We start from the raw sequence: 12,617 nt of genomic DNA, 5'->3' as shown, positions 1-12,617 counted from the left end.
GGAACTGTGGCAGAAACCGTGCCATCGAATTTACATAAATTTATCTCCTTTTTTTAAACTTTTCAGGTCTAAAACATATTCTTTAATCAGCTGATCATGTTCTCGCGGACAAATCAGAAGAACTTTCTCTGTATCTACAACAATATAATCTTTCAGACCATCGATCACGATTGCCTTCGTATTGTTTTTCACGTGAATGATATTTCCTTTTGAATCATATGTCAAAACATTTTTAATGTTGACAGCGTTGTCATCATTATCTCTTTCACTGTTTTCAAAAACGGAAGTCCACGTTCCCAGATCGCTCCATCCCAAATCGGCAGGAATTACATACACATTCTTTGCTTTTTCTAAAATGCCATTATCGATTGATATTTTCTGAACCTTCGGGTAGATGAGTTCTATACAGTTTTGTTCACTATCAGCATTGTATTCGCAGGCAGTGAAGTGCTGCGTCATTTCAGGAAGATACATTTCAAATGCCTGATGAATAGTTTTTGCATTCCATATAAAAATACCTGCATTCCATAAAAAATCTCCGCTTTCCAAAAAGATTTTTGCCAATTCAAGAATCGGTTTCTCTGTAAAAGTCTTTACTTTATAATAGTCTGAATCTTTATTATCTACATACTGAATGTAACCGTAACCGGTATCTGGTCTTGTCGGAGTAATACCTAATGTGATCAAATAATCATTCTCAGAAGCAATACTGAAGGCCAATCCTACTTTTTCTAAAAAAATTTCTTCTTTCAGGATTAAATGGTCTGCCGGCAAAACAATCATCGTAGCATCAGGATTATGCTCTGTTATCTTATTTGCCATATAAAGATTACAGGCTGCGGTGTTTTTCATTAATGGCTCACCCACAATATTTTCTTCGGGTATTTCCGGTAATTGCTGATGAGAGAGGTTCACGTATTCTTTATTGGTAATGACAAATATATTTTCGTTGGGGATTATCTTGCTTATTCTGTCATAAGTCTGCTGAATCATCGTACGACCCGTTCCTAAAATATCCTGAAATTGTTTTGGAAATTTCTGTGTGCTTAAAGGCCAGAACCTGCTACCGATTCCTCCCGCCATAATGACACAGTATTTATCTGATTTTGACATTTTTAACTACATTTTTTCACTCTCGCTAAAGGCTTAAAAGAATATTTTTTACCGGTAGCCTGATTTACACAAAGATAGTTTTTTTTAATCAGACCTTCCAATAAATACTTTTCACCTCGGTATATAAAGAACTCTCCTTTTGTCATTTTCTCGATATATATTTCACCATCTTCCTGATTTTCAATATGAAAATATTTTACCAAATCCGGGCTTGCCATGAAATTTGCTTTCGGCGACTTTGAAAATTTAATAATGATAGGTTTTAGATCATCTTCATAAACCTCCAGACTTTCCAATAGCATAAGTCTGAATGTATGCTTCCATTCGTTTCCATGGGGAGAAATTCTTCGTCCGAATTTTTCAAAAGCAATTAAATGCGCCAGCTCATGAGTCAAAACAAAGAAAAAAAGTTGTGGTGCTAAGGTAGAATTGATCGTAATCTCATGAGAAAGATCTCTGAGTTTCCTGTAATCTCCAAGCTTAGAATTTCGGTTTCTGGTTACTTTTATATGAATAGAATGATCTGAAAACCATCTTCTTAAATATAGAAGTGTATTTTGTGGTAAATATTTTTCTAAAGACTGAATAGACATTTTACAAACTTAACGGAATTCCTGCATAGAAATTCAATAATTTTAAGCTGAAAAGATAATTATATTTTGCCTGTTCTACAGAACCCTGTGCATTCGCATAGTTGTTTCTGGCAATATTCAAATCATAAATTGTTCCTCTGCCCGCCACATAGCTTTTATCTGCAAAATCCATTGCCAGTTTCGTGCTTTTTTCTGCCTCAACAGCAGCGAGATACACTTCGTAATTAGAATCAACATCAAATTGTGCCTTCTGCACATTCTGTTTTACCACCTGTTTTTGCTGGTCTAAAGAATTCTTGGCAATACTTTCATTGATTTTTGACTGCTCGACCTGAAGTTTTGTAATTCCTTTATTAAAAATCGGGATATTTACTGAAACTCCGCCTTGCTGACCAAAATTGTCTTTGTATTGACTGAAGAATGTTTTTTCGTTGATATAAAATAATTCGTTTCCTACATTATTGGTATTCAATAAATTATTATAAAAACTTCCGATTCCTACACTTGCAGTAACGGTTGGCCAGAATGCCGTACGTGTAACTTCAGTTTGAGCCAAAGCAGATTTTATTCTGCTTTCTGCAGCCTTTATCTGCGGCTGGCTTTCGTAAGCAGTATTTAAAACATCATCTACAGAAATCAATTGCGGGCTTAATTGCTCGCCAATTTCCACATTTTCAACATCAAAATTTTTATAATCTTGTAATTGTAAAAGTTGAGCCAATGCAAACAAACTTCTACCAACATTGATCTCAGCGGTTTTTAGATTTTGCTTTTCTCTCGCCCATGCTGCTTCTGCTTCTGCAACAATTGTCTGAGCTGTTGTCCCTACTTCTGTGGTAATTTTTGCTCTGTCAAACTGTTTCTTAGCATTCTCAGTAGCACTTTGTGCAATTTTTACGATTTCTTTATTGAGTAAAGTAGTCAAATATTGCTGGGCGATCTGAAGAGAAATGTCATTTTTAATTGTTTCAATATCATACTGACTTGCTTCTACATCAAACTGTGTTTTTCTCACGGTTTTTTCAAGCCTTCCGTTGTTGTAAAGCAAAACATCCGCTGAAAGGTTCGCATTATTACTGAACCTGTCATTCCTGATACTTCCCGTCCCCAAAGAAGCCTGCCCAAAACTCACACTATTTCCTATATTTCCTGAAACGGAAGGGAGATAATTATTTTGAGCAATTTTAAGATTAACATCCTGAATTTGTTTTGAATATTGATTTTGGATCACCTGAAGATTGTGCTCTACTGCATAATCTACACATTCTCTCAAAGACCATTTTTTCTGAGCGCTTAAACCCAGACCAGACAATCCTAAAATAATCATCAAAACTTTTTTCATATTAGCTTTTTCTCCATTAGACGAAGAGAATGTAAAAAAGTTACAGTTTTGAAAAATTATTGTTTCATTTTAATGAAAGTTTTGGGAATTTTGCATCATGACAAACGAAGAATACCAAAAAGCCGTTAATTGGCTTTTCGTTCAGGCTCCCAATTACCAGACAGATGGAGAGAAAGCATACAAACCGGGACTTGATAATATTATCAAACTCTGTAATTTTTTTGGTAATCCACAGGAGAAAATAAAATGCATACACATCGGTGGAACCAATGGAAAAGGTTCTACAAGTAATATGCTGGCTTCGGTACTTCAGGAATCCGGTTATACTGTTGGTTTGTACAACTCACCTCATTTGATTGATTTTACTGAAAGAATTAAAATAAATGGCGAAAACTGTGATAAAGAATTCGTATTTGAGTTTATACAAAAGTTAAAAACTCTCCCGAAAGATATTTTACCCTCGTTTTTTGAGTTTACAACCATCATGGCTTTTGAATATTTTTATCAGAAAAAAGCAGATTATGCCATCATTGAAGTTGGGCTTGGCGGAAGATTAGACTCTACCAATATTATTAAACCTTTAGTCTCTGCGATAACCAATGTTCAACTCGATCATCAGAACATTTTAGGAGAGACCATTGAAGAAATTGCATTTGAAAAAGCCGGAATTATTAAACCGAATGTTCCGATCATTTTCGGAGATGATAATGCAGTAGTAAAGCATATTATTAAAGCTAAAGCCGAAAAAGAAAAAACCACTTTCATTGATGCAACTTTAATAAAATCAGATTTAAAATCAGATTTAAAAGGAATTTATCAAGAAAAAAACATCCGTGTTGTTTTGGCTTTAGTCGATGAGCTAAAAAAGTTAGATTTAAAAATATCCGATGAAAATTTAGAAAAAGGATTATTAAATGTTCATCAAAATACAGGATTCATCGGTCGTTGGTTTGAATTTTCACAAAATCCGCTGACTATTTGTGATACGGCGCACAATCAGGCTGGCTTGGAATCTGTTTTTTCACAGCTCAATACAATTCCAAAACACAAGCATATCGTTTTAGGGTTCGTTAATGACAAAAAAATTGATGACGTTATGGCGTTACTTCCTAAAAATTCTGAGTTCTATTTTGCTAAACCATCCAACAACAGAGGTCGTCATCCTGATGAATATGAAGATTTACTGATCAGTGCAAATATTATTTATAAAATTTTCGACTCTGTACAACAAGCCTATCTTTCTGCAAAACAACAAGCTACACAAGAAGAAATGATTTTTATTGGCGGAAGTAATTTTGTTGTAGGAGAATTTTTAGAAAAAAACTTGATTGATAAAGAATAAGTGTGTATATTTGCACCACTCAAAACGAGAAATCGTCTAGGGCTCTTAGCTCAGTTGGTTCAGAGCATCTGGTTTACACCCAGAGGGTCGGGGGTTCGAATCCCTCAGGCCCACAAAAGGATACTGAAGCCTTTAAAAAAATTTCAGGGCTCTTAGCTCAGTTGGTTCAGAGCATCTGGTTTACACCCAGAGGGTCGGGGGTTCGAATCCCTCAGCCCACAAAATCTCTCAATGTATTGGGAGATTTTTTTTATTTTTATTTCATTCGTTTTACCAGCAATCCTAATTTGTAGAAATCAAGATATTTTAAATTCAGGGGGTTAGAAAGAAGTTTGTTCTGTATTATTTTTTCAGAAAAAGAAAAGAAAAAAAGAAATATAGATTTTAAGTTTTTGTTTCTTAAAAAATTGTAAGCTTTTACCAGTTTAATCTCAGAAAGTTTTGGTTGTATAGAATCTACTTTAAGCATTTTCGCAAGACTTTCGACAGATTCCACAACTTTTTTTAAATAAATATCATTGGTTTCCAGATCATTATTGAAAATCGGATTCTGAAGATGCTGAATTTTAATGTGCTGTGACTTTAATTCCATTGCAAAAACCAAATCTTCATAGCCATAGTTTTGAAGTTCAGCATTGAACTGCACTTTACAGAAAATTTCTTTTTTTATAATAAAATTATTTGTCTGAAAAGAAAGATAAGGCTTTTGATTGCGCATGACAACAGGTAAATTTTCCCGCTCTACGGCAAATTTCCATCTCAGGAGATGATTTTGATCCGGAATGCTTCCTACTACAGTTCTTCCACCGTACAAAACGTCGGTTGTAGGGTTTTCCATCAAAAATTCTGTATAAATTTTAATGAAGTTTGGGTCGATAATTTTTCCGTCACAATCCAGAAAAAGCAGATAATCACCTTCTGTGTGTTGTAAAAAAAGATTTCGGATTTTGGATCTGCCAATATTTTTTTCCAGGAAAATAAAATGATTTACTTCGCCTAAAAGTTCTTTGTTGATTATTTTAAATTCTTCGTTAGAAGCATCATCAATTAAGATTATTTCTGCATCAATTCCATTTCCTTCTATCTCTCTTTTCAGGTCAAAAACAAGTTCCCGAACATCAAAATTATAAACCGGAATGCACACAGAAAGTTTCATTGTCATTAAATTTTATCAATGATTTTTTGCACGCTTATTTCTTCTAAGCAAGCCCAGTCTCCACGATAGCATTCTTTGTCCCCAAAAACAGAGCAAGGTCTGCACGTGAGATCATTAATCTGTACAACATCGTTTGAACTTTGTCCAAATCCTAAAAATCCGGCATACGGATGAGTTGATCCCCAAATAGAAACACAACGGGTTCCTACAATACTCGCTAAATGCATATTGGCAGAGTCCATAGAAATCATGACTTCGAGTTTAGAAATTCTGTCTAATTCTTCAGAGAGATTAAGTTTTCCTGCGAGACTTTGGGTATTGGGAATTTGTTTTTCCCAGCTTTCAAGTGTTTCAACTTCTTTTTTACCGCCACCAAAAAAATAAATGGTATGCTTTTCTGCTAAAATTTTTACAAGTTCAAAAGATTTTTCTAAGGGCAGCATCTTTCCTTTATGCTGAGCAAACGGCGCAAAACCAATTCCTGATTTTTGGTCAGATTTTGGTTTTAAACGATGAGAAAGTTCAACCTTAAAACCCATATCCCGAAAAACATCAGCATATCTTTCTACAGTAAGCTTAAGTTGAGTTTTATTGAGATTCCAGACGTCAGTCAGTACTTCTTTTTCTTCTTTGCCTTTGTCAATTTTAAATACCTTTAAACCTTTTCGGATATAAATTTTATCTAAAATTTTTGTGCGTATTACATCATGCAGATCTGTAATATAATCCGGATGAAATTCTTGCAGAAGCTCTTTAGACAATCTTCTGATTCCTAAAAAACCTTTGTAATCATCAAGATCAATACCTTTGAATATAACATTCGGAATATCAGCGTATAAAGCTTCAAAATTTTTTCTGGAAACCATAACGATTTCCACTTGCGGATTTTGCTCAAGAAACTCACGAAAAACCGGCACCGTCATAGCGACATCACCAAAAGCGGAAAAACGATATGCTAAAATTCTGATCACTACTAAGATTTCAGCTGGTATGCGACTGCGTAGAATTTGATCTGCTTGGTCATTGCCATCAGTCCGTTGGCTCTGGAAGGCGATAAAAATTCCTGCAAGCCAATTTTAGAAATAAAATCAAAATCAGAATCAAGGATTTCCTGAGTAGAATGACCGCTGTAAATGCTCACCAGCAAAGAAACAATTCCTTTTGGAAGAATTCCGTCAGAATCAGCGTTGAAAAAAAGTTTTCCATCTTTGTATTCAGCATCAATCCACACTTTACTTTGACAACCTTTGATCAGATTATCATCAGATTTTTTATCGTCAGGAAGTCCTTTCAGTTCTTTACCCAAATCAATGATGTACTCATATTTCTGTTCCCAGTCCTCAAGAAACGCAAATTCATCGATAAGTTCCTGCTGATTTTCTTTTATGGTCATTTCTACTTTCTTTATGCAAAGATAACCAATTTTAAAAAGATAATTTATGACAGATTTAAGATGGAAAAAATATTCTTTGTTATTTAAATATTTTTTAACGCAAGGTTAGACAAAGATTTTTTGAAAGGTTTGAAAATATTTTAAGACAAACAAAGCCGCTTCGCTTATATTCGAAATACAAGTTTTAAGTCCTTTTTTACAGTTGGAAGAAGAGTTTCACGTATCCGTTTTAAAATTTAGGGCTATTAAACGATTTAAAATCATACGATGCTTTCTCAAAAACTTCCAGCAATTTTATTTCTTCATTTTCCCAGCAAAGAATTTCGGAAGCTTTTTCCAATTCAGACTGATAATTCTGTCTTCCTTTTTTTAAAACTAAACAGATGGCTGCTGCAATATTTTCCGGCTGATGATTCTTAATAATTTCACCAATATCAAATTGATTTTTAATATTCAGCATTTCCGGAAGTGGAGACAGTATTAAAGGAACTCTTGCCTGTATACAATCTAAAACTTTATTAGGAAGCGAAAATTCATAACTTTCACCACCGTTTTCTTCAACACTCATTCCCAGATCAGTTGTTAAAGTGATTTTTCTTAAATCATCCGGTAATAATTTACCCAAAAACTGAACTTTACTTTGAAGATTTTCTTTTAAAACTAAATCTTCATATTCTCTTTTCTTCGGACCATCACCGGCAATTTTAAAAATAACATCATCAAGATGATGCATTGCCAAAATGGCTTTATCAATACCACGAAAAGGGTTGATTGCACCTTGATATAAAATTATTTTCGGACTGTTGTTTGGTATTTCTACTGAAAAATCAATTTTTCTGGGAGCATTCTGTACGACAACAGGCTCAATTCCATATTTATTCTGAAACCACTTTGCATAACTTCCGCTTGCCGTAATCATGAATTTTAAATTAGGAATGATCTTATTTTGCAGATAACGCCATAATTTTTGAGACATTTTACCCTGAATCGCCGGCATTTCTGAAAAAATCTCATGACTGTCAAATATCAAAGGAATATTTAATTGCTTCGCTAAAAGATAATTGGGCAGCAATGCATCCAAATCATTCGCATGTAAAATCGTGTTTTGATCAGCTTTTTTCTTGAGTTCCTGGTATAATTTCCAATTGAATTCAAAATAAGCAGTTTTTAAAGTTTTAGAAATAATATTAATTCTGGAAAAAGGATACGGACGGGTCATTTTTTCCTCTCCACCCCAATTGTTGCCAATTAATTCAACTTCATATCCGTTTTCAAGCAATGTTCTGCAGACTTTTTCAATTCTTTGGTCCGTGTAAAGATTGCTGAATGCAGAAGTTAAAATTTTTTTTCGAGCCCTCATTTTTTCTTTGCAGTCAGTAAATGATAAATCTGCACAAAACAGATAATTGCATTTGGAATGATCACCGGCCAAAGCATTCCGCTGAAAATTCCATAGATGACAAAACAGATACATCCTATCAGATTAATGATTCTGATTTTTTTTAAATCTTTAAGTATAAAACTTAAAATAATGAAAAGTGAGGCGGCATAGCCGATGTAAGTAGCAATCTCGGAGCTCATGAGAATAATTTGAGAATAACAAACTTAGTCATTTTCAGCAAGATAAAAAACTTTTATCTGCCATAAAGTCATTAATTGTTTTTTGGTAAAATATTTGTAATTTAGATAATGAATAAAAGTAATGTTGCTTTTATTCTAACGAGATATATTATGGATTATAAGTTTTCACAAGGTTTGAGCCAAGTGTTCAAACAAAGCAAAAATGAAGCTAAGCGGCTGAAAAGTGAATTTCTTAATACAGAACATCTACTTTTAGGTATTATAAAAACAGAAAACTCTGCAAAAGAAATCCTTCAAGGGCTTAATGCCGATTTAACACAAATCAGACGAAAAATTGAAACTTTAAATACAGCAAGTCTAAATCCTATTTCTGAGGAGGTTACCAATATTTCTTTCACCAAAATGGCAGATCATTCCATTAAACGTGCAGAACTAGAATGCAGACAATATAAAAGCAACGAGATCAATACCGTTCACTTGCTTTTGGGCATTTTATATAAATATGAGGATCCTACTTCAAGTATTTTAGGGGCTTACGACATTGACTATGAAGGAGTTTCAAGAGAATATCAAACGATGCTGAAAAATTCTGGTCAGACCCCTCAAAACTCGGCTTACGATGATGATGATGACAGAGAAGAATTTGAGCAGATGAGAAAGCCTACAGGAAATTTAGGTTCTGCGAAAAGTAAAACTCCTACATTGGATAACTTTGGTAGAGATTTGACTTCTTTGGCGAGAGACGGAAAATTAGATCCTGTAATCGGTCGTGAGAAAGAAATTGAAAGAGTTTCTCAGATTTTATCGAGAAGAAAGAAAAACAATCCGTTGTTGATTGGTGAACCGGGTGTTGGTAAATCTGCCATCGCTGAAGGTTTGGCTTTAAGAATTCAGCAGAAGAAAGTTTCGAGAGTTCTTTTCGGTAAAAGAGTCATCACGCTAGATTTGGCGAGTTTAGTTGCCGGAACCAAATACCGTGGTCAGTTTGAGGAAAGAATGAAAGCAATCATGACGGAACTTGAAAAGAACCGTGACGTGATTTTATTCATCGACGAGCTGCATACAATTGTTGGCGCAGGAAGTTCTACTGGAAGTTTAGATGCTTCCAATATGTTTAAACCTGCTTTGGCAAGAGGAGAAATTCAATGTATTGGTGCTACAACGCTTGACGAATATCGTCAGTATATTGAGAAAGATGGTGCTTTAGAAAGAAGATTCCAGAAAGTAATGGTAGAGCCTACCAATATTGAGGAAACCATTCAGATTTTGAACCAGATCAAAGACAAGTACGAAGAGCATCACAACGTTGTGTATACGGAGGAAGCAATTCTTGCCTGTGTCAATTTGACATCAAGATACATTACAGACCGTTTTTTACCAGACAAAGCGATTGATGCAATGGATGAAGCAGGATCTCGTGTTTATATCAAAAACATGAAAGTACCTACCGAAATCATTGATTTTGAAAAGAAAATTGAAGACATCAAAGAACTGAAACAGAAAGCCGTAAAAGCCCAGGATTATCTGGAAGCAAGAAAGCTAAAAGATGAAGAAGAGCGTTTGCAGATGGAGTTGAATTCTGCTCAGGATAAATGGGATAAAGACGTAAAGGAGAAAAAAGAAACCGTATCTGAAGAGAGTGTGGCTGAAGTAGTTTCTATGATGAGCGGTGTTCCGGTAACGAAAGTTGGTAAAAACGAGCTTGATAAACTTGCCGGAATGGATAGTAACCTGAACGGAAAAGTCATTGGTCAGGAAGATGCTGTGAAAAAGGTGGTAAAAGCCATCCAAAGAAACAGAGCAGGATTGAAAGATCCGAACAGACCGATTGGAACATTCATTTTCTTAGGAACAACAGGTGTTGGTAAAACCGAGCTTGCAAAAGTAATGGCAAGAGAACTCTTCGATTCTGACGAAGCATTGATCAGAATTGACATGAGTGAATACATGGAGAAATTCGCTGTTTCCAGATTAGTTGGTGCGCCTCCGGGATACGTTGGTTACGAAGAAGGTGGGCAATTAACAGAAGCAGTAAGAAGAAAACCTTATGCAGTCGTTCTTTTGGATGAGATTGAAAAAGCGCATCCTGATGTGTTCAATATCTTGTTGCAAATTTTAGATGAAGGTCACGTTACAGACAGTTTAGGTAGAAAAATTGATTTTAGAAATACAATTATCATCCTTACTTCAAATATCGGAACCAGAGATATTAAAGATTTTGGAGATGGTGTAGGATTTGGTACTAATGCGAAGAAATCAAACTCAGATTCAAGAACAAGAAGTACGATTGAAAATGCTCTTAAGAAAGCATTTGCTCCTGAATTCCTGAACAGAATTGACGATATTGTGATTTTCAACTCGCTTGAAAGAAATGATATTTCTAAAATCATTGATATTGAATTGGGTAAACTATATTCAAGACTTGAAAAATTAGGTTATAAAGTAGATTTAACTACTGAAGCTAAAGATTTCATCTCTGAAAAAGGCTGGGATAAAGATTTCGGTGCAAGACCGTTGAAGAGAGCAATTCAGAAATATATTGAAGATCTATTGGCTGAAATGCTGGTTAACAAACAATTATCTGAAGGCGAAACGGTAACTTTAGATTTAAATGAAGCTAAAGACGGGTTAGAAGGAAAATCTCAGAAGACGAAAAAGTCTGCTGTTGAGAAATCTTAATAATTAATTTAAAATAAATTATAAGAGCATCGGGAATTTCCCGATGCTTTTTTTATTAATGCCCACAGATAACTTAGATTTCACGGATGACATTGGTAAGAATGCGTAAGACTAGCAAAATCTGCGAGAGCCATTAGTTAGCAGATGCTTTTAGTTAATTTTCAAATACAATCTCGTTTTTCTTAAATTCCATATAATTTTCGTTTTTGGATTTGCAAGGGTAGGTTGATAAATGCACAAATGTTTACTTTAGAAATAACTTTCTTAGATAGAACAAATACTTATTGTACTGTATTTACTTATTCAAATCTTTTGGGTCAATACTTGTTCCGATTAAGTTAAACTTTTCTTTTAATTCTTCATAAGTTAAAAGTTCTATATTAAAACAACGAATCAGAAAATAATATGCTGAATCAACTAAGTCTTTTCTTGTGTCTACCAATTCAGTTTTATATTTGAACTTTGGCAATATTGGTTTCCCTTCACTAAACTCACATTTTCCACCACAAATAGGACAAAAACCATGTAAACTAGTACCATGTTCTTCTATCCACTCTTTTTGAGCATCATACATTTTGTCAAATCGTTTTTTATGATTGTCAATTGCGTTTAATGCCTCTTTTACTTCACCAATCCAAAAGTGAATGTTCGAATAATGTCCAACAACGTGATGAGTATACCCAGTTGTAAATTTTTTAAGTTGTTCGGAAATAAGATTTGCTCTATCAATTGTATATATCATTGTTTTTAAACTTTTTGCTTATAACACAAAAGGTAAATTTTAGCGATCTTTGAGAACTTTCTAAAGTCCTACCACAAAACCAACAGTCGGGATCAGTCCACCGGAAAACATACTGCTGTTTTCTTTATACAAAACATTGTACATCAAACCGATTTGCATAAAAGAATTGTTCCCGATTTGCTGCATATATCCACCACCTAAATAAAGCGCAGTTTCCTGTTGATCATTTTTAAAATCATAAATCTTATCTTCATAGTTTGCGAAAAAATGCTGCAGATTTCCGCTTACAAAGAAAGATCTCGCAAAATAATAATTTACAAATGGTCCCAATCCAAACATCGTAGATTTATAAAAATCTGAAGTCTGCCAGGAAACGCTTCCAATTAAGCCCGCTTCCAAATCATTGGTAATCCTGTAACCCACTCTGGGTGCAACCTGAAGATTAAAATAAGAATTGTTTCCGAAACCAAGACCAACTCCACCACCGAAAGTCCATTTATTAGACTCCGAAGTTGGTGTTCCTACAGAAACTTGAGAAAATGCAGATACAGAAAGCATCAGCATCAATACAAAAGATAATTTTTTCATACAAAATCGTTTTTATCAATGTCTAAATTATGATTTTTTTCGCAAAAAGGATTATTGTAATTTTGCACTCGTTAAGATAAAGATAAAA

At 34.3% G+C, this 12,617-nt stretch carries 12 protein-coding genes and 2 tRNA genes; 4 read left to right on the top strand and 10 right to left on the bottom strand.

The genetic code is table 11. The features are described 5' to 3' along the window. Positions 1-30: 30 nt before the first annotated feature. From ACZZZA_RS05080 to ACZZZA_RS05070, 3 genes are read right to left on the bottom strand one after another with little or no spacing between them, the layout of a single operon-like run. On the bottom strand, positions 31-1,113 hold the full coding sequence (locus ACZZZA_RS05080) for a mannose-1-phosphate guanylyltransferase (protein WP_463430108.1): 1,083 nt from the start codon (positions 1,111-1,113) through the stop codon (positions 31-33). 2 nt (positions 1,114-1,115) lie between these two features. After that, positions 1,116-1,706, bottom strand: coding sequence for a SprT-like domain-containing protein (locus ACZZZA_RS05075; RefSeq protein WP_463430107.1), 591 nt, complete (start codon positions 1,704-1,706; stop codon positions 1,116-1,118). A gap of 1 nt (position 1,707) precedes the next feature. Then, positions 1,708-3,048, bottom strand: a complete 1,341-nt coding sequence (locus tag ACZZZA_RS05070) for a TolC family protein (RefSeq protein WP_463430106.1) — start codon at positions 3,046-3,048, stop codon at positions 1,708-1,710. Between the two features lie 97 nt (positions 3,049-3,145). On the opposite strand from ACZZZA_RS05070, the gene ACZZZA_RS05065 reads away from it, so the two are divergent. The 3 genes from ACZZZA_RS05065 to ACZZZA_RS05055 all read left to right on the top strand — a co-directional run bounded on the left by ACZZZA_RS05065 (position 3,146) and on the right by ACZZZA_RS05055 (position 4,609). Then, positions 3,146-4,390: a bifunctional folylpolyglutamate synthase/dihydrofolate synthase gene (locus tag ACZZZA_RS05065; protein WP_463430105.1), complete on the top strand. Its 1,245-nt coding sequence runs from the start codon at positions 3,146-3,148 to the stop codon at positions 4,388-4,390. Positions 4,391-4,429: 39 nt separating this feature from the next. After that, a tRNA-Val gene (locus ACZZZA_RS05060) sits at positions 4,430-4,503 on the top strand. 33 nt (positions 4,504-4,536) lie between these two features. Next, positions 4,537-4,609, top strand: a tRNA-Val gene (locus ACZZZA_RS05055). A 37-nt stretch (positions 4,610-4,646) separates the two neighbouring features. Here the strand turns inward: ACZZZA_RS05055 and ACZZZA_RS05050 are convergent. From ACZZZA_RS05050 to ACZZZA_RS05030, 5 genes are all read right to left on the bottom strand, one after another. After that, a complete protein-coding gene (locus tag ACZZZA_RS05050; protein ID WP_463430104.1) occupies positions 4,647-5,546 on the bottom strand; it encodes a glycosyltransferase family 2 protein in 900 nt (299 codons plus the stop codon). Between the two features lie 5 nt (positions 5,547-5,551). Then, complete coding sequence (locus ACZZZA_RS05045; RefSeq protein ID WP_463433742.1) at positions 5,552-6,514, bottom strand: glycosyltransferase family 9 protein; 963 nt, start codon at positions 6,512-6,514, stop codon at positions 5,552-5,554. 5 nt (positions 6,515-6,519) lie between these two features. Continuing rightward, positions 6,520-6,939 (bottom strand): SufE family protein, encoded by a 420-nt coding sequence (locus ACZZZA_RS05040; RefSeq protein WP_463430103.1) that lies wholly within the window; start codon positions 6,937-6,939, stop codon positions 6,520-6,522. A 229-nt stretch (positions 6,940-7,168) separates the two neighbouring features. Next, a complete protein-coding gene (locus tag ACZZZA_RS05035; RefSeq protein ID WP_463430102.1) occupies positions 7,169-8,299 on the bottom strand; it encodes a glycosyltransferase family 4 protein in 1,131 nt (376 codons plus the stop codon). Beyond that, positions 8,296-8,520 (bottom strand): uroporphyrinogen decarboxylase, encoded by a 225-nt coding sequence (locus tag ACZZZA_RS05030; protein ID WP_463430101.1) that lies wholly within the window; start codon positions 8,518-8,520, stop codon positions 8,296-8,298. The genes ACZZZA_RS05035 and ACZZZA_RS05030 overlap by 4 nt, the downstream gene beginning before the upstream one ends. Before the next feature lie 150 nt (positions 8,521-8,670). Here ACZZZA_RS05030 and ACZZZA_RS05025 point away from each other — a divergent pair, with 150 nt between their 5' ends. Next, the gene (locus ACZZZA_RS05025) at positions 8,671-11,199 is read left to right on the top strand and encodes an ATP-dependent Clp protease ATP-binding subunit (protein ID WP_463433740.1); all 2,529 of its coding nucleotides are present in this window, start codon (positions 8,671-8,673) and stop codon (positions 11,197-11,199) included. 295 nt (positions 11,200-11,494) lie between these two features. On the opposite strand, the gene ACZZZA_RS05020 is transcribed toward ACZZZA_RS05025, so the two are convergent. Both ACZZZA_RS05020 and ACZZZA_RS05015 read right to left on the bottom strand, forming a co-directional pair. Then, the gene (locus tag ACZZZA_RS05020) at positions 11,495-11,941 is read right to left on the bottom strand and encodes a hypothetical protein (protein ID WP_463430100.1); all 447 of its coding nucleotides are present in this window, start codon (positions 11,939-11,941) and stop codon (positions 11,495-11,497) included. A 60-nt stretch (positions 11,942-12,001) separates the two neighbouring features. After that, the gene (locus ACZZZA_RS05015; RefSeq protein ID WP_463430099.1) at positions 12,002-12,529 is read right to left on the bottom strand and encodes a hypothetical protein; all 528 of its coding nucleotides are present in this window, start codon (positions 12,527-12,529) and stop codon (positions 12,002-12,004) included. Positions 12,530-12,617 lie beyond the last annotated feature (88 nt).

The sequence above is a fragment of the Chryseobacterium sp. AC405b genome, assembly GCF_979258685.1.
The sequence above is the reverse complement of the archived record's forward strand: the minus strand, read 5'-3'. Positions and strand labels throughout refer to the sequence as shown.

Excerpts from the sequence above, each read along its gene's own strand:
- ACZZZA_RS05080 (WP_463430108.1), bottom strand. The coding sequence starts at position 1,113 with ATGTCAAAATCAGATAAATACTGTGTCATTATGGCGGGAGGAATCGGT.
- ACZZZA_RS05075 (WP_463430107.1), bottom strand. The coding sequence starts at position 1,706 with ATGTCTATTCAGTCTTTAGAAAAATATTTACCACAAAATACACTTCTA.
- ACZZZA_RS05070 (WP_463430106.1), bottom strand. The coding sequence starts at position 3,048 with ATGAAAAAAGTTTTGATGATTATTTTAGGATTGTCTGGTCTGGGTTTA.
- ACZZZA_RS05065 (WP_463430105.1), top strand. The coding sequence starts at position 3,146 with ATGACAAACGAAGAATACCAAAAAGCCGTTAATTGGCTTTTCGTTCAG.
- ACZZZA_RS05050 (WP_463430104.1), bottom strand. The coding sequence starts at position 5,546 with ATGAAACTTTCTGTGTGCATTCCGGTTTATAATTTTGATGTTCGGGAA.
- ACZZZA_RS05040 (WP_463430103.1), bottom strand. The coding sequence starts at position 6,939 with ATGACCATAAAAGAAAATCAGCAGGAACTTATCGATGAATTTGCGTTT.
- ACZZZA_RS05035 (WP_463430102.1), bottom strand. The coding sequence starts at position 8,299 with ATGAGGGCTCGAAAAAAAATTTTAACTTCTGCATTCAGCAATCTTTAC.
- ACZZZA_RS05030 (WP_463430101.1), bottom strand. The coding sequence starts at position 8,520 with ATGAGCTCCGAGATTGCTACTTACATCGGCTATGCCGCCTCACTTTTC.
- ACZZZA_RS05025 (WP_463433740.1), top strand. The coding sequence starts at position 8,671 with ATGGATTATAAGTTTTCACAAGGTTTGAGCCAAGTGTTCAAACAAAGC.
- ACZZZA_RS05020 (WP_463430100.1), bottom strand. The coding sequence starts at position 11,941 with ATGATATATACAATTGATAGAGCAAATCTTATTTCCGAACAACTTAAA.
- ACZZZA_RS05015 (WP_463430099.1), bottom strand. The coding sequence starts at position 12,529 with ATGAAAAAATTATCTTTTGTATTGATGCTGATGCTTTCTGTATCTGCA.